Origin of the sequence: Levilactobacillus tangyuanensis (assembly GCF_003946545.1) — a bacterium.
Classification (GTDB): Bacteria; Bacillota; Bacilli; order Lactobacillales; family Lactobacillaceae; genus Levilactobacillus; species Levilactobacillus tangyuanensis.
In genome coordinates, this window is the sequence record NZ_RHOA01000019.1 from 1 (window position 1) to 18227 (window position 18227).

An 18227-nucleotide genomic window follows, 5' to 3' on the forward strand; every position below is an offset into this window, starting at 1 on the left:
AAAGCCCGTTCTCGCCGATTAATTCAAAAAGGGGCTTTATTAGAAAAGTACTTTCAAGCTAATAACCTCTCGGTCGAACAAACCGAAGAACTTTTAAAAATATTTGCTGACTATGTTAACGCCCATAAACCGGATAAATTAAAAAACGATCAACCTAATAACTAGGCCGATCGTTTTTATTTTCAGGATTGTTTTTTGGCTTAATTTCTGGATTGTGTTTAGCAAAGTCTTTTAACTGTTTTTGAATTCTTTGTGTAAGCTCTGCTTTACTTTCTTTGTGCTTCCTTTTACTTGATTGCTGTTGAATTATCTTTTGACCCTTACCTCTTCTTTTTGATATTAGGTCAAGCGTAAAATCTGAAATTTTATTTTGATCTAGCTTACTTAAATGACCGATTTCTTTAAAGTTTAAACCGGCTTTGGGAAAGCGATAAATATTACCAAGATCGACCCAGGAAGGTTTCTTCAACCCAGCGGATTTCCAATCTTGAATCGGATAATATTGTTGCTTGATATAAGCCGACTTCTTTTCATACTGACTAGTAATTTTAAAAGCCTCGACCTTCTGTTCTGATACCCGACGAATTAAAACTGGCCGAGACTTGCCACCGTTAGTTTCTACAAAACTAACGTATAGGCTGACTAAGTCATTAGTCCTCATCTGGATCGTTGAGCCAATCAGCGACCTCTTTAGCGTCTTTGAACTCGGTGACTGGTGTCCCTTCGGTCGCCTTTAAAAAGCGTAAATTAGCTCTTTCTTCTTCGCTTAAAGACGCATTAAAAGGTAAAGCACCATTAGCAACAATCCGCTTGTAAAACATGTTAATAGCCGTAGTTGGATTTAAGCCCAATTCGCTTAAAATTGCTTCGGTATCATCGGCCAAATCTTTATCAATCTTGACTTGGACCCGTTTCTTTTCCTTAACTGCCATGATTGTCTCATCTCCTTTCTTTTACTACTACCATTATACTACCTTTTGAGTACCTTATCAATAGATAAAGCCTTGGCCTCAAATCACTTGAGCTTGGCGTTGATCTAAAGGCTGAACTTTTGAGCTGGTTAGTCTGGTTAGCTCTGACACTCATTTAAAAGCCCCTATTCTTATGTTTAAGCCATTTAAATCTAACTTAAGTAAAATAGGTTAGTAAGTCTTAAAATCACTTAGAAAGGATTTTTTAGCCTTTTAGGACTAGTAGTACAACCCACTGTTATCGTTGTCGGCCGATTTTTCTTCTTCAGGGTGTTTGGCCGCATATTCTCTAGCCGCTTGTTTATTCCACCAAACGCCAAATAGGTTTTGCATGGTGCCGTACAAGTAGTTTTCCACGTTCTTGATATGCTTCTCATTGCTTCTTAGGGCGTTAAAGTAGCGTCTCAAGGCTTTAGTCATTAAAGGTTTGAGTTCTTCATCATCAAGTGGGATTATGACGCCAATATCTTTGTGATCTTTCTCAACTCGGTACTTAGCATTTAAGATAATGCCAATGAAGCGCCGCATTTGTTGCGGGGTACGGCACCAAAAACTAAGCAGTATTCATCATGTTACAGCACCCAAGTAAAAACTACGAAGATAAAAACATTCATCCTCAAAATATGTAACCTAGAAAAAAGGCCTCCAGTGTTAAACCGGGAGCCTTTCTTAGTATACCAATTTTCACTTTACATAAGGTGGCTTATCCCAAGTAACCCACATTCACCGCGGTACTTCCACATTCCGTTATTTTTTGATTGTGAACTTGTCCAAAAAAGAAGTGATATAGGTCGCAGATTGGTTTTAATTGGGGAAAGGAAGTTTGTGAAATTTACTGGTATTGCTCCTAGACCATTCCCTTAAATTCAACTGTCTCATTCTTTGTATTAACCAAAAATTTGCCAACACTTCCCCGATACTTCACTGATACTTTAAATGAATACTTGTAATTTACCCGAGTGTATCGAATACCACTAATTCTTCCCTGATACCCTTGACTACGCAAAACTCTCTTCACTTGGTTCCTTTGTCGATCAGTAATTCTTGCAGAACTCCGATAGATTGTCTTCTTAACGATCACATCTGGATTCAATGGAACAATGTAATCCTTACATTCCAACAATTCCACCAACTTTCTTTTTTTCTTTGGAATTTGACTTGACGGGTTACGGTTTTCCATTCAGTTTAGAGGGAGTGACGTTTTGAGCGCAGAATTGTTCCCTGGAATCAGCTATTTGGAATAACTGAACCAGAGTACAATTCTACTACTAAAAGTTTCCCCTTAGTTCGTCGGTCGTTAACGCCCGTCGCTTGTCTGTACAATTGCGGTATTGCTACCACCACTCATTATAAACCTACGTTTTCGGTTTAACCTACTAAAAAACGCCCTAGTAGGCGTTGATGATACGTATTTATTTTTGTTCGATCACCAACTAATCAGTGGCACCAAGCCGAAGCTTCGTTTTACCACCCGCGCCGTTAATGGTCGCGCTCACCATTCACCACCCAGCCGTACAGATAACCTTGTTGTGGTATAGCCAGACTTATTGAAGTCGCACTGGCAAACGTGTCCCCTTGGATTTAGACCCCAGCTTGTCCCCTAGGGCTTTAAAAATCGCACCGGCCATGATATAATAGTCATTAAACTAGATGACTTTTGTGGCGCTCACCAATGGCTGTTGGTGGGTGTTTTTTTATGTTCTATTTATCGATTTCATTTAGAATTATAGCTCAACCACAACAAAAGTCAATGCTTTAAAAAACTAGCACTACAGCACTACAGAACTATAGAATAAAAGAACTACAGCACTACAGAATATAAGCACTACAGCACTATAGAACTATAGAACTACGGAACTAAAGAACTACGGCACTGCTTTTTCTTTTAGTAAATGCTTGCACATAGGGCTTAAAGCTATACGGTAGTGCTAGCACTACGGAACTAAAGAACTACAGCACTATAGCACTGTAGAACATAAGCACTACAGAACAACAGCATTATAGAACTATAGAACTAACGCACTATAGCACTATATCGTGTTGATTCAAAAGCGATATAGTGCTAATATAACAACAATCGTTAGGAGGCGTTATCATGACACAAACCATAACATTTGGAAATTTTAAAGGTGGAGTTGGAAAAACTAGTAATTCAACATTAGTAGCTCTAGACCTTAGCAATCGTGGTTACAAAACACTACTAGTTGATTTGGACCCCCAAGGAAACGCCACAAATCTACTCTTGAATACTAAAGTTAATATTGATGGAAAAGTTGGCCATTTTAAAAAATCTCTCATGGCTAGTATTGAAGATGGCGATTTAACTCAATCTTTAATACATATAAAAGAAAACTTCGATATCCTAGCTTCTGCACCTGACTTTGCTCTTTTCCCACGCTATATGGAAAAAATCAAAGACTATAATGAACGCGTCAAAGAATTCAGTAATCTTATCAAGCCTATTAAAGATAAATATGATTATGTCATCATAGATACGCCGCCTACTATCTCGTTAATCACCGATTCAGCATTGTATGCCAGCGATTATTGTGTAATTGTTATGCAAACTCATGAACATAGTTTTGAGGGAGCTCAAGCATTTATAGAGTATATCCAGGAACAAGTTATTGATACCTACAAGGCTCCCCGTTTGGAAATCGTTGGTATATTGGCTGTTCTATTGCAAGCCGGAGCTCCTGTAGATGAAGCAACTATTCAAAATGCTATTAATCAGTTTGGAACTGAAAACATTTTTAAACATAAAATTCACTCGATGCAGAGGATCAAGCGTTATGGAATAACTGGTATTACTTTCAATACTCAGTTTGATAGGCGTGTATTCAAAGTATACAAAGACGTAACTGACGAGATGCTAAAAAGAATGGAGGCAATTGAAAATGGCTAATAAATTGATTCGGTCTAACCGCAACCCAATTAAGCCAGATAAGCAGGCTGAAATTTCGGATTTTTCAAATTCAAATAAAGGAATTAAAACCCCACAAAATCAAGTTGCTTCGGTTACTTTTGACACAAACCTAAAAATCAACAACCACATTAGAAACAAATTGCAAGCAATGGCTGTATTAGGGTATAGTGACAATCAAAAGGCAGCTATTGAAGTAGCTTTATCTGTTTATATTGAATCTTTGACTTCAGACGAACGTAAAGAATTAGAATTTCAAATTGATTCTTTAGAAAAACGTGATGTACGCGTAAAAAGTAAATAATCACGCGCGCTCAGACAACACGTTCAGCTTTTAGACGTATACTTGTCCGTTTAGATGAAGCAGAATGTACAAAAAAGCCCTCTATTATGCGGAATAGAGGGCTTTTCTGAAATCAGTACATACAGACTTTGCTTAGGAGCGTTGCTTGTGTCCATTTAGGACATACACAATCATATAACAATCAATCAATGCTGTCACTTAACTTACGCAAAAAAGCCACCCATACTACTCAAAAAATATTCACAACCTATCTAAACAACCGTTTCCAAAAGTTCTCTCTCGTCTCATTAGAGGGCTTTTCGTTTTGCTTGCTTATATTTGTATCTGAATCATTGCTATCGCCTTTAGAATCGTTCTCACGGCTTTGTACGGTGTTGCTTTTAATATTTTGTTCTGACTTTTGATTTTCAAGTAATTTCTGACTGGATAAATTTAATTGCTGTTGTTGGTCTAATAATTTTTGAAATTTGTTGGTAGATTGTAAAATTAATCCGAACGCTGTTCGGACAAAAAAGATCAGCTTCCTTTAAAATGGTGTTTACCACAAACCCATCTTTTAGGAGCTGATCTTTTGTCTAGTATAACCTATTCCGAACGAATTAAAATCGAAACCTTTTGTGAACTAGGGCTGTCCAATATCCAAATGGGCGTTCGGCTGAACCGATCACCGTCAACAATTTCTTATGAATTATCTCGATGTCAACCTTATCAGGCTGAATTAGCACAAACAGATGCCGAATACAAGCGATCACGATGTGGTCGGAAAACTAAGCTGAGCGATGAGTTAAAGCAAAAAATTCTCAACCATTTACGTCTAAGCTGGTCACCAGGAATGATTGCTCACGAATTTAAACTAGCTACTAAATCTATTTATAATTGGTTAAATCAGGGGAGAATTGGTTTCTCCTTGAATGATCTACCTGAACATGGCGTACGCCAACGGCGTAACGTTGACCAACGATCCAAATATAATCAATCTTTGGGGCGATCAATTGAACAGCGTCCCATGATGATTAATCAACGTCAGCGCATCGGCGATTTTGAACTAGATACAGTCGTTGGTCCTCGTGGGCATAGTAAGGCAGTTTTATTAACTTTAATCGATCGAAAATCACGGTTCCTTTGGGCATACCGGTTAAAAGATCGGACGACAGCGACTGTTAATGAAGCACTAACTAAGTTCCTAACCACTTTTAATGGTCCGGTGCACAGCTTTACTGTGGACCGTGGCACTGAGTTTAGTGGGCTAGTATCACTTGAATCACAATATGGTATTAAGACCTATTACTGCCATGCTTATACGCCAGCTGAACGTGGTAGTAATGAACGCTTTAATCGGAATTTACGTTATTTTTATCCTAAAGGGACTCGTTTTGAGCACATTAGTGCTCAAGATTTAACGACGACGTTACTCCAAATTAACCAGCGACCGCTTAAAATACTCGACTGGCAAACACCGTATCAGGTTATGCTGACAAATTTGTCCAAAAATTCGGATTAAATTTGCAATCTACCAATAGATTAATATCAAATGGTGAAAATCAACGAAAAAAGGATATCTATTAAGCAATCTCCTGCCCAATAAATCTCCTCTTACATAAAGTTATTTATGAACACTGATTTAAGCTAAGCTGCCGATATCACAATCTCAGCATCCACTAAATCAGCCTTCAAGTTTTTGACATCTAAGTGGTCAAGGTAGAAATCCGTTACCTTATCACGAATTTGTTGTTCAATTACTCGCCGTAATGGCCGCGCACCCATTGCCTCATCATAGCCTTGTTCCATCAGCCAATCTTTGGCCGCTTTAGTTACCTCAAGTTTGATGGATTTTTTGGCTAACGTTTTTTGTACATCCGCCAACATCAAATCGACAATTTGACTTAAGTCTTGCTTAGTCAGATGTGAAAACTCCACGATTCCATTAAAACGGTTCAAAAATTCTGGGCGGAAAAATTGTGATAACTTATCCATTAATGACTGGTCTCGTTGCTTGTCACCACTTAATGCTTCATTACCAAAGCCAGCATTAGAAGTAGCGATAATAATCGTATTTTTGAAATTAATGACATTGCCTTGTCCATCCGTTAAGCGCCCATCATCCATCACTTGTAACAGTAACGTTAATACTTGTGGATCAGCCTTTTCAATTTCATCTAATAATACAATGGAATATGGATTACGCCGAACCCGTTCAGTTAGAGTATTAGCATTATCTTCATAGCCTACGTATCCAGCCGAGGTACCAATTAATTTCGACACAGCTGTACGATCAGCATATTCACTCATATCTAGCCGAATAATCGCATTTTTATTTCCAAACATATCTAAGGCTAATTGCTTAGCTAATTCAGTCTTTCCTACGCCAGTTGGGCCCACAAACAGAAAACTTCCAATTGGCTGATCACCCTCTGAAAAGCCCGCACGGTTACGCCGAATTGCCTTCGCTACCATTTCAACCGCTTCATCTTGACCGATTACCTTACTTTTCAGACGCTTATCAAGATTTTTCAAGTGCTCAATATCATTAGCACCCATATCAGCAACTGGTATACCAGTTAAACGTTCAACCGATTGTGCCACATCATCAATCGTGGCAGTGATTTTTTCTTTTTGATCCGTTTTTTTAATTTTTTGCTTGGTTTCCTCGATCGACTTCTTGATATCAGCGGCTTTTGTAAAGTCCTCCGATTTAACGGCGGCCTCCTTAGCTACCTCTAATTTTTTAACGCGTTGATCCAATGTCTCAACATCAGTTTGAGAATTTTTAGCCGCTAAATGAGCCGCAGTCATGTCGATCAAATCGATAGCTTTATCTGGCAAAGTGCGTTGTGGTATATATTGGATTGAATAATCCACAGCCGCCTTCAAAACATCATCTGGTAATACAACATGATGATGCTTTTCGTACAGCTTTTTAACACCTTGTAATATACGTAAAGTGTCAGCGGCCGTCGGTTCATTAATCACAACATCATTGAATCGCCGTGCCAAAGCCGCATTTTTCAAAATAGTATTGCGATATTCATCTTGAGTCGTAGCCCCGATTACAGTCAGCTCGCCACGTGACAAAGCAGGTTTAATGATATCAGCCAATCCCTTGCCACCGTCTTCACCACCAGTGGCACCCGTGCCGATAATCTGATGAATTTCATCGAAGAATAGAATAATATTACCAGCTGCTTTAACTTCCTTTACCAGCTGTTTAATATTCTCTTCAAAAGAACCGCGATATTGAGTTCCTGCTTCCAAAGACGATAAATCAATCGAATAGATTTCTTTATCTTGAATCGTTTCTGGAACTTTACCAGCCACAATTGCTTGTGCCAGACCTTCGACGACTGCAGTTTTACCTACGCCGGCATCACCAACTAAGATTGGATTATTTTTCGTCCTACGACTCAAAATTTCTGCAGTTTCTTGAATCTCATTCTCACGTCCAATCACTGGATCTAGTAATCCATCACGAGCCTGTTCCGTCAAATTAGTCCCTAACTTTTCTAAAATCCCCCCTTTTTTAACAGCCTGTTTACCATCTTTAGATACTTCTATTGTTTTATTATTTTGGGGTAGCTTACCAGTTGCTCGGTATTGAGCAAACTCATCCGGTGTCAGCGATTGTCCATTAACTAAATACCGTGCACGCTCCGAATTTTGATTATCCATGCGCCGAAATAATTGATTGAAAACATCATCCATATCATTGTTGAAAAAAGGATCATTTCCGTAGAAATTTGCCATAGTACAACACCTCCATAAAAATTTATGTGTGTAACTTAGTGACCATAGTATCCTTTAAAACTACAACTGAATCGTATCACGATTTTTATGTATCGTTAAGTAAAGTGCTTATCGGTGTATTAAACGAGATACTTTGAAATACCATTACAACAAACCCTTTCAGGATAAATTGCCGTTAATTAGTATGGTAGATTGCAAATTGGTAGATTGCATATTTAGATGTCCTTTCGGGGATAATCTGTGGGTATCGGGTGTGACCGATGCCTTTTTTATTTTCCATTATATCAAAAGGCGGTCTAGTGAGAATCTTCGGATTCTCACTAGACCGTCTTATTTGTGGAGACTTATGTCACAGCCTCTTTTTGATTTATTCGTGATCCTAAACAGCAAGTTATAAGTGGTCGTTACAATTTCTATTTTGTAAACTCAAGTTCACCAAGAGCACGTTGGGCTGCTAAGTTCAATAGGCTCCACTGTCGGTCAAAGCCTGGCTGGAAGAAAAAGTCAGCTTCGGCTAAATCTTCCAGTTTTAATCCTTGTTGGATGGCTAATGAAATAACATTACCTTGGGCAGTGATATCATAAGTTGACAATACAGCACCACCTAATAGTTGATGAGTGTTTGGATTGTAATCCAGCTCTACGTAGACCTCTGTATTTCCCTTCTCCATAGGGACATAAGCTGGACGTAAAGTGTCTTTGTAAAAAGATGTGTTAATCTTAATATCGGCCTTTTGGGCTGTGGTCATATTCAGACCTGATGTGGCAAAGTGATAGTCGAAAACACTTAATGCTGATGAGCCGACTACTCCTGAAAATGGCATAGACGGTGTGTTCTCAAAGATGTGTTCCACTACATAACGGGCTTCACGTCGGGCAACCGTGGCTAAAGCTATCGGCATGTTCCTCTGAGCAGGAATTGAATAGGCCAATACCGCATCACCTATGGCATAGACATCAGGCAGATTAGTTCTCAAATATTTGTCAGTTTTAATCCACCCGCGCTTATCTAGTTCAACCGTTCCCTTTAACCAATCAGTATTAGGTTTAACTCCAACAGCTTGAATGATCAAGTCACTAGGATATTCTGCATCGTTGGTCTTAACAGCAGAAACCGATTCAGTCCCTTCATAGCATTCAATCTTAGCGCCAGTGACAACTTGAACGCCTTTGCTAGTCAATTCTTTTGATAAAATATCTGTTAATTCGGTATCTAGGTAGTTGCCCAGAGGCCGATTAATCATGTCGATTAATGTAACATTCTTTCCAGCTTTGATGCTGGCTTCAGCAGCTTCAACACCAATGTAACCAGCACCAATAACAGTAATATTTTTAACATCTGGGTCAGATAATTTTGCTTTGATCTTTTCTGCCCAATCCTTGCCGCGCATTGAATAAACGTTTTTTAGCTCATGACCAGGAACGGGTAAATCGTTTGGAGTTACGCCTGAGCTTAAGATTAATTTATCGTAATCATAGCTCTGTATCTTACCGGATCTTAAATCTTTCACGGTAACTTGCTTATTTTCTGGATTTATTTTGGTCACTTCATGATTGGCATATACTTCTGTCCCAAATTTTTCGAGATCTGCAGGTTTAAAATTACGGACATCATTAATACTCGTTACACTGTTTTCTAAATATAATTCCATACCACAGGACATAAAAGAAATAAAATCTCCCGCTTCGAAGAGTTTAATATCTAGGTTTGAGTATTTGTGAGTAAGTTCCAAAACCGACTGATGGCCGCCGTGCGAGGCACCAACAACAATAACTTTTGTCTTCGACATAAAAAATATAGCCTCCTAATAGATGGGTGACAAATAATAAGATGAATCTACTTACAAAAAAGGTCCAAATATAGTTTAGAATCATTCTAAAAATAAGTCAATCAAATTCAACTAAAAATACTCCTTTTAGGAACTAATGAAATTTGTTGAGAAATAAATTTACTATTTTAACAATCTAGATCGTCCACCAACAAGAAACGGTTCTGGTGCAAAGCTTTAGTAGCACCCATAATTTGGTAGAATGAAAGAAATTTCTTGAGAGTTGATGACATGAATTGGGTTTAAAGGTCGTCATTTTAATCGAGATATCATCACATTAGCCGTTGGCTATTATTTTAGATTTAATTTAAGCTATCGTGATATCGTTGAAATTATGGCTGATCGGGGTGTTTCGGTAAACCATACAACGATCATGCGCTTAGTTCACCACTATGGCGCAACGCTCAGAGCAATTAAACCTGTGGCTAAAGACGGTTTGATGGACCTAAAGGCCCATCAATGTTCCAAATAGCGCAACAATTTAATTGAACAAGATCATCGATTTATCAAAAGACATCGTCAGTCAGCAGGATTTCAAAACATACGCACGGCAGCAAGTACCCTGGCTGGAGTTGAAGTTATTCACGCAATGAGGAAAGAAAACCGAAGAAACGGAAGTCTCCTTGGTTTTTCAGTGATCAATGAATTAAAACAAATGCTGGCAGCGTAAACTGCCTATAGCCCAGAACGATCAATTCATGTGAGCCCATTTATAATTTTGCACCAGAACCATAAGAAGAAAGTAATAGAAATATTTCGAGATATTTTTAAGATTGCGTCAATGTCCAGATGGTATCATCATGAAAATCGGGTACAGAGATCCAAACGTAGAAAAGAGGAATGTAAGTCACAACTTAGTTATGCCGACTTGAAAACGCTACGGAAATCCTGCTTTTGGATATTTCTGGTATCCACTTTTCTCAACTGGGGATTCATTGGTGCTGTATGTGCCATTGACTGGATTGGGTTATGGATTGTTGCAACCCTGTACTAGTTGGTGGTAGTATATAAGTGCATGGAGAGGTATCTCTGTGTACGTGCATGTGTGTTGATTGATTGAAGGAGTCCCTATCCCCCATGGGTAAGGGCTTTTTTATTACTTTCATCTGTGATATCATATTGTTTGCATGAGGATGCTCTTTCATTTACGTTTTGTGAGTACTTGCTATCAGTCTGGTAGGGGGCTTTTCTTGTTCTGAAGAAGTGTTATACTCTGAGTGTCCCAGAGTTAATCTACCTCTTGCTTAGATTTTATTCCAGAAAATCTTTGCCTTAAAAAAGCTCGCTAGTTCCTTTCTAGAGTGCTTTTTTATTACGTAAAAAAGTGTTAATATTTAAGTGCATGAAAATGCCCTTTCATGTATGATTAGTTGGCCCTTACTCTTGGTCTTGTAGGGGCTTTTCTTATGCCTTAATCCGTGTTATTATATTGCTTGTACCAATCACCTCAGATACTACCTTCATCAATTTGTGCAGAGTTAAAAATGCCCTTTAGTGAAGTGCTTCATAATTGTTAGACAAAGAAGTCTAACGATTGTGAGGTACTTTTTTCATGGTTAAATAATAGTTCTGTTTTAAAAGCTCAAATTATAAATGAACATCTCAGCGACGGTACTTCCGGAGCGGAACTAGCAAGAAATCATCAATTACCCAAGCGACAAGTTAATCGATGGCTTCAACAATATCATCTGAACGGCATTGAAACACTTAAGCGGTACAAAACTCGGCGTAAGTTCTCGGCAGAATTTAAATGGTATGTGATAAACTACTACCAAACTCATGATGAGTCTTTAGCCGAGGTTGCCGGAAAATACAACGTTTTAGCCTGTCAGATTAGTGTTTGGCGAAAAACGCTTATTCGAGACGGCTATTCTAGCTTAGAGCCTCATCCCAAAGGTAGGTCAACCAAAACGAAACGTTCTAAAAAACAGATTCGTCAATTAGAAAAACAGAGTGAAATCGAGCGTTTACGAAGCGAGATCGCTCAAAAGAATCAGGAATTCTATGACACAAAGTTGGAGAATGACATCCTAAAAAATCAATGACCCTGTTCGGACCTTCAAAGGGCATCAAAAAAAAGAAATAGTTGATCAGATCAGGGCGGATCAAGTCAAGTTACCCAAGAAACAACGTTATAGAATTGGCGATATACTTAGTGCCATTGGGCTTAAGAAGGCCACGCATAATGATGAACGTAAAGGGATCAAAAATCATAATGATAAATATGCTGAAAATGGTAAGTATCGTGGTCGGTTAACCTACGGTTACCGGTGGGTTCAAGATGAACTAATTAAGCTTGATGTTCATATCGCAGATGCGGTTGTCGACTAATGGATGAATTGGGCGTACAAGTGAGTCTTTATAACCGGAACAAGAACAGTAGTAAATATTCCTCTTATAAGGGTACCGTCGGTAAGATCGCCGAAAATCTCTTGGAACAAGACTTTAAACAGGCTAAGCCTTATATAGTACTCCATACAGATATTACGCAAATTCGCTTAGCGAACCACGATGAGCTTATATCTCAGCTATTACCGACGAGGCCAGCAAGGAAATTTTAGCATTTCAAATCAGTAATAGTCCCAATTGCATTCTAATAACCAAGACCGTTGATGAATTAATCAATAAGTTACCAAGTAATGTTCAACCCATCACTCATTCCGATCAAGGATGGCATTACCAACTAGATTCCTATACAAAAAAATTATCTGAACATGAATTTATCCAAAGTATGTCCCGCAAGGGAAATTGTCATGATAATGCCCCGATTGAAAGCTTTTTTCACCTTTATAAGACCGAATGTTTGGCTGGATTCTCACCGTGTAAAGGCTTAGCCGAATTAAAAGCAGTTTCTTTAGAATATGTTAATTGGTTCAATTACCGACGAATCTCATCAAAAATAAAGGGTATGTCCCCGTGTGAGTATCGAGAACATACCTTAGCGGCATAATAATATTTACTTTTGTCTAACTTTTGTGTTGCACTTCATGCACTTTAAAATGACTCAAGGCTAGTTTTTATTTGCTACTGAGCCATCGTTAATGATGGCCATTTTGTTCTAAAGTACATTCGTGATGACGCAATGATTCACCGATATCTCATCCAGATACTAAGCCTTCTTCTCTCGAATGGAGCCCACCAGATCATCTGTAGCTGGAGCGTTCGCAAGCAATGCGCGAACATCATCAAGATTCACCTTAACATTCCAAACTAAAACACCAACTAACTTATCGGTATCTATGAAATAGACAAGCGATCCATGCGTTCGCCGATCAAAAATCAATTGCAATTTAGGATCAATATTACCGATTGCTTGCCAGGAAATATCAAAAATCATGGAATAGAAGTATGGGGTATGCTGATAGCTCATGTGAGCACCTGCCATATTACGGCCAACTAATTCACCAGAAAGTCGGGCATGGTCCACGTGCTCAATCCGTTGCCGACCCAAGATGTGATCTGGATAAGAGGCAATATCTCCAGCAGACCAGATGGCTGGGTCACTAGTATTGAGATACTCATTAACTTTCACACCACCATCAGCTAAATCCAAACAACTGTCTTCAGCTAAACTAATCCGCGGCGTAACGCCTAACCCAACAATGATCGTATCGGCTGCGATCACCGTACCATCCTTTGTCAATAGAATCAAGTGGTCACCTTGGCGTTGATATGATTGGACAAACTGACCACTCATCAGTGTGACACCATTGCGTTTGAACGTGGCTTCATACTCAGTCCGAATAGACTCAGGAAATTTACCCTCACCCAGCGCTTTTTCTGGAAAAATCATCGTAACTTCAGTCTCATTTTGGGTCAGTGACGATGCGAGCTCTGTACCAACATATCCACCACCAATGATCACAACTCGCTTGTTCGGACCACTAAATTTACGTAACTTGCGATAATCTGACCACTGTCTAAAGACTAGCACATGTGGATCAGAAGGTCCCTGGATTTGTCTAGGTTCTCCGCCAGTTGCTAGCAATAGCTGTTCATACTTGATTTGCTCACTATCGGCCAATGTAATGACCTTATCTTGCCGATTAATAGCCGTAACCGTTGTCTTGAACTTAAAAGTCACATTGGGATAATTTTCAGCACCAATCTGAATGTTCTCTTCAGTAAATTCATCATCTAGCCATAGTTTTTTACTCAGTGCCGGTCGTTCATATGGGACATCCGCCTCTTGCGAAATAATTAAGATCTCACCCTCTGAATCTTCCTGTCGAATTCCCTTGATGGCATAGCCAGCAACCACTCCGCCACCAACAATGACGTATCGATAGCTGTTTGTCTGATCCAAATCACTCATCTAATCGCCTCCATAACTTTACTTTTTCTAGGATCATTGTAATATAAAAACGCCATGATTCGAAAAATAACGATCAGAATTGTCAATCGTTGCTTGCTTTTATCAGAATAATAATTTTATTTACATACTGCTACAAAGCTATCAAATATCACTATGATCCAGATTTAGAATTGCGGATAACACAGCATAAAATAATATTATTTTAATGGCAGATTGTAAAATTTAAATTGAACATTTAAGTGGACAGAAAAACCCATCAAGGTCTTTAATGGTGTTACCACACAATCCATTAGAAAGAAGGACCTTGATGAGCACCACTATTTTATCATTCCAGAACCGTGTTGTCATTGAAACGCTTCATAATGAAGGACGTTCCTTGCGATACATCGCTAACTACTTAGACTTTAGTAAGACCACCATCTTTAACGAACTTCACCGACTAAGTGGTGAGTACCAGGCTGAGCTAGCGCAAACTGACTTTGAACGAAAGGTTAGTCAACGGGGGCGAAAGTCTTCGCTTACTAAAAACCTTAAACACTTGATTGAGGAAAAGATTCAAGTCCAGAAGTGGTCCCCTGAACAAGTTGCCCATGTGGTGGGGATTGCCTACAAGACGGTCTATAACTGGATTGATCAAGGATGGCTTGATGTACAGCTACCCGATTTGCCTGATCATGGAATTCGTCGTCATCGTGCTAAAGAAAAGCGTGGTACGTTCAGTCACGGCCGCTCAATTGAGAAGCGTCCTCATAAAGTCGAAACTCGCCAGGAATTCGGCCACTTTGAAGCTGATACCGTACTTTCTGGTAAACGTAAAGGTCAAGCTGTGGCTACTTTTGTGGAGCGTAAAAGTCGCCTGACAATTGTTAAACGGCTCCATGGTCGCGACAGTCAGTTCATGACTCAAGCCGTACTTGAACTAGCTAGTCAACTTCAAGACAAGCTCAAGACGCTTACTGTGGATCATGGTAAAGAGTTCGCTAACTACCAGACAATTGAACAGCTAACAGGTACTCAGGTTTATTTTGCCCATGCTTATTCACCACATGAACGCGGTAGTAATGAGAACCGTAACCGAGTTTTGCGACGGTTTATTCCCAAGGGACAAGCCATTGAAGAACTAAGTGATTACCAACTGGTTCAAATCAATTGGTATCTGAATTCACGGCCACTTAAATGTCTTAATTGGCATACACCAATCGAGATCTTCTTGCTTAATTTACGTCATTAAATTCGTTCAAGTTATTTCTTGCAATCTGCCTAATTAAAAAACCTCAATTTTTAAGGTAATCATTTTTGATTTTAATTTGAAGTAACAATATTCGAAGAGTTGTCATTTTTCTTGGTCATTTCTCGGATTTTAGTGGAGTTAGAAGTTTCAAGTGGTCCGCTCTGCTATGATTCTCTCATGTAAACATCATCTTTGTATATTGAATTTCTTTCGATATCTGATAAAGGTCGTCCGTTTAATCCCGGTATTACGGGCAACATCTACATCACTCATACCCGTTTGATAAAGCTTAAAAGCGTGTTGCAAACGGGGATCATCTTTGGCATATTGGGGTTTGCGGCCATGATATTTACCTTGCTGTTTGGCAAGCGCAATGCCTTGTTGCTGTCGCTCAATGATCCGCTTACGTTCACTTTCAGCTTGGTACTTGTAGAGTTCAATAATCAAATTGGTCATCAGTTGCCGTAAGTTGGGATCCGCAATCCCGGTCATGGACGGTAAATTCAACACATCTAGGGTGGCCCCCTTATTTTGAATGGAGTTCATGATCTGAGTCAAATCCTGGTTGTTTCTGCCTAAGCGATCTAATTCAGTGGCCAGGACAATATCACCCTCACGAATATAGGCCAGCATTTTTTGCAGTTCTGGCCGATTAGTGTTAGCCCCACTTAATTTATCCGTAAATAATTTATCAACGCCTTTTAAGGCCGCTAATTGTCGATCTAAATGTTGCTCCTTGGAACTCACACGCGCATAACCGATTTTAGCCATTTCCAATTCTCCTTTTGGACAGTTCTAATGAACACTTGTAATTCCTAGTATATCACAGAAATAAAAAAGGCCAATAGGGTATACCCTATTGGTCGCTTTTGATCCATTATCAATGGCTTTTTAAATTAGGGCCTAGTACTTTTGGAATGGAAATACTTTCCAACACCAAAAATTCTAGACCCAAATAATTTTACAATCTACCATGGCTAAACTTGCCGAGCTCCCACGAACAACCCAGCGGCTCGTCAACCCAGATCTTTACCCGGTCTACATGACGACCACACTCAGCCAGTTACAAACTAGTTTGTTGAATAAAATGACGATACTAGCAGATTAACAAACGAACACGCGTAGCAACGACCAAAGCCACTTCTGTACTTAGCGTTCAAATGACCGCTAAGTACAGAAGTGGCTTTAGTTTATATCAAGTAACAGTTAGCTCACTGACCAGTAATTTGATCATGTTCACCCGGGGTCAATATTTTGGTCATCACCGTAATCAAATACGCTTGTTCGCGCTCAATTTCAGTTCCCGGCAATTCCAGCATTAACTGCGCTAGGTAACCGAATAGCTGCGATAACAAACTTTGCAGTATCAAATCATTCGGCCAATCCACAATCAAATGATCTGCTTTTAGTTGATTTATGACACTTCCCATCTGCTTGACCATCTTAGGCGCAATCTGGCTAAGAATCTGTTCGCGTCGTTCGGTGTCAAAAGCTACCATTTCAAAAATGACCTTTAACTCTTTCACGTTAGCTTTAGCAAATGCAACTCGGTCCGTAAAAATTGCTGTGACGAATGCCTGTAGACTGGGATAACGCTGCCGTAATTTATCCTCTGAAAAATCACTCGCTAAGATTGGCACAATGTGCGCGGTAATTGGTGCTAAGATGGCATCCCGTAAGGCAGCCTTAGTCTTATACCGCCGATAGACCGTCCCCTCCGCAACGCCGGCCCGTTGTGCAATATCACTAGTACTGGTCTGGTCAAAACCCTTTTCAGCAAACAAATCGAGACTTGCCTGGAGGATGGCCCGTTGCTTAGGTGTAATCGTTTCATTCTGACTTAGATCCTGTTGAAAATAATCCCGTATCCGTGGTCGTTCCACATCCTCACACCTTCCGATAACGTTTCATTCCAACAATATTCAACATTGTTAGTACGGCCATAAACCCTACTAATATTAACAAATTGACACCAATATCGCCAAGCCCAGCACCCTTTGTCACAACAGCCGTCAACGCATTAGCACCATAGTATAACGGCATGATGTGGGCAATTGCTTGCAACCAACTGGCCATGCCATCGACTGGAACCAACCCAGCAAAAAAGATTTGTGGTACAACAATCAGTGGAATAAACTGAATCATTTGAAATTCTGAGTTAGCAAAGGTGGAAATAAAGATACCCAAGGTCAAAGCCACTAACGCTAATAATAAGTTAGTCAGAAAGACCAGCCAAATACTACCAACTAAGTGAATCTTGAAGACCGTAATTGTAAAAACAACGGTCAGGACAGTCTGAATGATGGCAAAGCCCCCATAACCAATTAGATAGCCCATAATAATTTCACTCCGTCGAATTGGGGTTGCAAGTAGCCGGCTTAGGGTTCCAGTAGTGCGTTCATTCAAAAGTGAAACGCCAGAAATCAAGAACACAAAGAAGAAGACAAAGAAACCGAGAAAGGCTGGCAAAAAGCTTTCAAAGAACGTTGAATCACTACTACCATAAATATAATGAGACTTAGTCGTATAACTGGTTGCTTTAGCTGACTGAGTCGAACTAGACGTCGTGGCTGTGGCTTGCTTGAGTTGCTTTTGTAATTTCTCAGCAGTTGCCTGGTCACCGCGGGCCTGGGCTTGTGCAATGGCAGTCTTCAGCTTGGTCACCGTTGCTTGTGTCTGGGCTGCTGTCAGCTTCTTCAAAGCGGCTTGTTGCGATTCAAGGGCCGCGCGCTGTTTCTTAGTAACGGTCACCAGCGTCTTCATTTTCAACTTGACTAATCCTGATTGTAAACTCGCCTTAATTAAAGACGTGTTGGTTGGATTGCTATTTGAATAAGGTAGATTGTAAAATTTAAGTTGAACATATTAGTGGACAGAAAAACCCATAAAGGTCTTTAATGGTGTCACCACAAC

General features: G+C 39.6%; 13 protein-coding genes and 4 pseudogenes. 8 read left to right on the forward strand and 9 right to left on the reverse strand.

Annotated elements, in window-relative coordinates; translation table 11 throughout:
• Window positions 1-154: 154 nt before the first annotated feature.
• The 3 genes and pseudogenes from EKM96_RS10625 to EKM96_RS09850 all read right to left on the reverse strand — a co-directional run.
• The gene (locus EKM96_RS10625; RefSeq protein ID WP_164511024.1) at window positions 155-661 is read right to left on the reverse strand and encodes a hypothetical protein; all 507 of its coding nucleotides are present in this window, start codon (window positions 659-661) and stop codon (window positions 155-157) included.
• Window positions 651-932 carry a type II toxin-antitoxin system RelB/DinJ family antitoxin gene (locus EKM96_RS09845; RefSeq protein ID WP_014564139.1) on the reverse strand — a complete coding sequence of 94 codons (282 nt, stop codon included), beginning with the start codon at window positions 930-932 and terminating at the stop codon, window positions 651-653. Before EKM96_RS09845 ends, EKM96_RS10625 begins: the two co-directional genes overlap by 11 nt.
• A 258-nt stretch (window positions 933-1190) precedes the next feature.
• Window positions 1191-1532: pseudogene (locus EKM96_RS09850) on the reverse strand (replication initiator protein A); the annotation flags it as partial.
• A gap of 1534 nt (window positions 1533-3066) precedes the next feature.
• Between EKM96_RS09850 and EKM96_RS09865 the strand changes: the two are divergent.
• The 3 genes from EKM96_RS09865 to EKM96_RS09885 all read left to right on the forward strand — a co-directional run bounded on the left by EKM96_RS09865 (window position 3067) and on the right by EKM96_RS09885 (window position 5699).
• A complete protein-coding gene (locus EKM96_RS09865) occupies window positions 3067-3876 on the forward strand; it encodes a ParA family protein (protein ID WP_015474642.1) in 810 nt (269 codons plus the stop codon).
• Complete coding sequence (locus EKM96_RS09870) at window positions 3869-4198, forward strand: DUF5388 domain-containing protein (RefSeq protein ID WP_041816175.1); 330 nt, start codon at window positions 3869-3871, stop codon at window positions 4196-4198. The genes EKM96_RS09865 and EKM96_RS09870 overlap by 8 nt, the downstream gene beginning before the upstream one ends.
• A 571-nt stretch (window positions 4199-4769) precedes the next feature.
• Window positions 4770-5699, forward strand: coding sequence for an IS30-like element ISLpl1 family transposase (locus tag EKM96_RS09885; protein WP_086231972.1), 930 nt, complete (start codon window positions 4770-4772; stop codon window positions 5697-5699).
• Window positions 5700-5824: 125 nt separating this feature from the next.
• Here the strand turns inward: EKM96_RS09885 and clpL are convergent, their stop codons facing one another.
• Window positions 5825-7939 (reverse strand): ATP-dependent protease ClpL, encoded by a 2115-nt coding sequence (gene clpL / locus EKM96_RS09890; RefSeq protein WP_086231973.1) that lies wholly within the window; start codon window positions 7937-7939, stop codon window positions 5825-5827.
• Window positions 7940-8352: 413 nt separating this feature from the next.
• The gene (locus EKM96_RS09895) at window positions 8353-9729 is read right to left on the reverse strand and encodes an FAD-dependent oxidoreductase (protein ID WP_024855732.1); all 1377 of its coding nucleotides are present in this window, start codon (window positions 9727-9729) and stop codon (window positions 8353-8355) included.
• Window positions 9730-10003: 274 nt separating this feature from the next.
• Here EKM96_RS09895 and EKM96_RS09900 point away from each other — a divergent pair.
• From EKM96_RS09900 to EKM96_RS10860, 3 genes and pseudogenes are all read left to right on the forward strand, one after another.
• Window positions 10004-10438, forward strand: a pseudogene (locus EKM96_RS09900) (DDE-type integrase/transposase/recombinase).
• 919 nt (window positions 10439-11357) lie between these two features.
• Window positions 11358-11813 (forward strand): transposase, encoded by a 456-nt coding sequence (locus EKM96_RS09910; protein WP_225364052.1) that lies wholly within the window; start codon window positions 11358-11360, stop codon window positions 11811-11813.
• Between the two features lie 485 nt (window positions 11814-12298).
• On the forward strand, window positions 12299-12718 hold the full coding sequence (locus EKM96_RS10860; RefSeq protein ID WP_411348113.1) for a transposase: 420 nt from the start codon (window positions 12299-12301) through the stop codon (window positions 12716-12718).
• Between the two features lie 159 nt (window positions 12719-12877).
• Here EKM96_RS10860 and EKM96_RS09920 read toward each other — a convergent pair whose 3' ends face one another.
• Entirely contained in the window at window positions 12878-14083 is a 1206-nt protein-coding gene (locus EKM96_RS09920; RefSeq protein ID WP_011668996.1) for an NAD(P)/FAD-dependent oxidoreductase, read from the reverse strand.
• Window positions 14084-14390: 307 nt separating this feature from the next.
• Between EKM96_RS09920 and EKM96_RS09925 the strand changes: the two genes are divergently transcribed.
• Window positions 14391-15314, forward strand: a complete 924-nt coding sequence (locus EKM96_RS09925; RefSeq protein ID WP_024855102.1) for an IS30 family transposase — start codon at window positions 14391-14393, stop codon at window positions 15312-15314.
• A gap of 186 nt (window positions 15315-15500) precedes the next feature.
• Here the strand turns inward: EKM96_RS09925 and EKM96_RS09930 are convergent, their stop codons facing one another.
• Complete coding sequence (locus tag EKM96_RS09930) at window positions 15501-16085, reverse strand: recombinase family protein (protein ID WP_086231974.1); 585 nt, start codon at window positions 16083-16085, stop codon at window positions 15501-15503.
• Between the two features lie 187 nt (window positions 16086-16272).
• Here EKM96_RS09930 and EKM96_RS10630 point away from each other — a divergent pair.
• A pseudogene (locus tag EKM96_RS10630) lies at window positions 16273-16422 on the forward strand (nicotinate phosphoribosyltransferase); the annotation flags it as partial.
• 103 nt (window positions 16423-16525) lie between these two features.
• Here the strand turns inward: EKM96_RS10630 and EKM96_RS09940 are convergent.
• Together EKM96_RS09940 and EKM96_RS09945 are read right to left on the reverse strand one after the other, a co-directional pair.
• Complete coding sequence (locus tag EKM96_RS09940) at window positions 16526-17197, reverse strand: TetR/AcrR family transcriptional regulator (RefSeq protein WP_025025373.1); 672 nt, start codon at window positions 17195-17197, stop codon at window positions 16526-16528.
• Between the two features lie 4 nt (window positions 17198-17201).
• Window positions 17202-18155, reverse strand: a pseudogene (locus EKM96_RS09945) (ABC transporter permease); the annotation flags it as partial.
• Between the last annotated feature and the right edge of the window lie 72 nt (window positions 18156-18227).

Excerpts from the sequence above, each read along its gene's own strand:
- EKM96_RS09870 (WP_041816175.1), top strand. The coding sequence starts at position 3,869 with ATGGCTAATAAATTGATTCGGTCTAACCGCAACCCAATTAAGCCAGAT.
- EKM96_RS10625 (WP_164511024.1), bottom strand. The coding sequence starts at position 661 with ATGAGGACTAATGACTTAGTCAGCCTATACGTTAGTTTTGTAGAAACT.
- clpL (WP_086231973.1), bottom strand. The coding sequence starts at position 7,939 with ATGGCAAATTTCTACGGAAATGATCCTTTTTTCAACAATGATATGGAT.
- EKM96_RS09865 (WP_015474642.1), top strand. The coding sequence starts at position 3,067 with ATGACACAAACCATAACATTTGGAAATTTTAAAGGTGGAGTTGGAAAA.
- EKM96_RS09930 (WP_086231974.1), bottom strand. The coding sequence starts at position 16,085 with ATGGCTAAAATCGGTTATGCGCGTGTGAGTTCCAAGGAGCAACATTTA.
- EKM96_RS09895 (WP_024855732.1), bottom strand. The coding sequence starts at position 9,729 with ATGTCGAAGACAAAAGTTATTGTTGTTGGTGCCTCGCACGGCGGCCAT.
- EKM96_RS09845 (WP_014564139.1), bottom strand. The coding sequence starts at position 932 with ATGGCAGTTAAGGAAAAGAAACGGGTCCAAGTCAAGATTGATAAAGAT.
- EKM96_RS09920 (WP_011668996.1), bottom strand. The coding sequence starts at position 14,083 with ATGAGTGATTTGGATCAGACAAACAGCTATCGATACGTCATTGTTGGT.
- EKM96_RS09925 (WP_024855102.1), top strand. The coding sequence starts at position 14,391 with ATGAGCACCACTATTTTATCATTCCAGAACCGTGTTGTCATTGAAACG.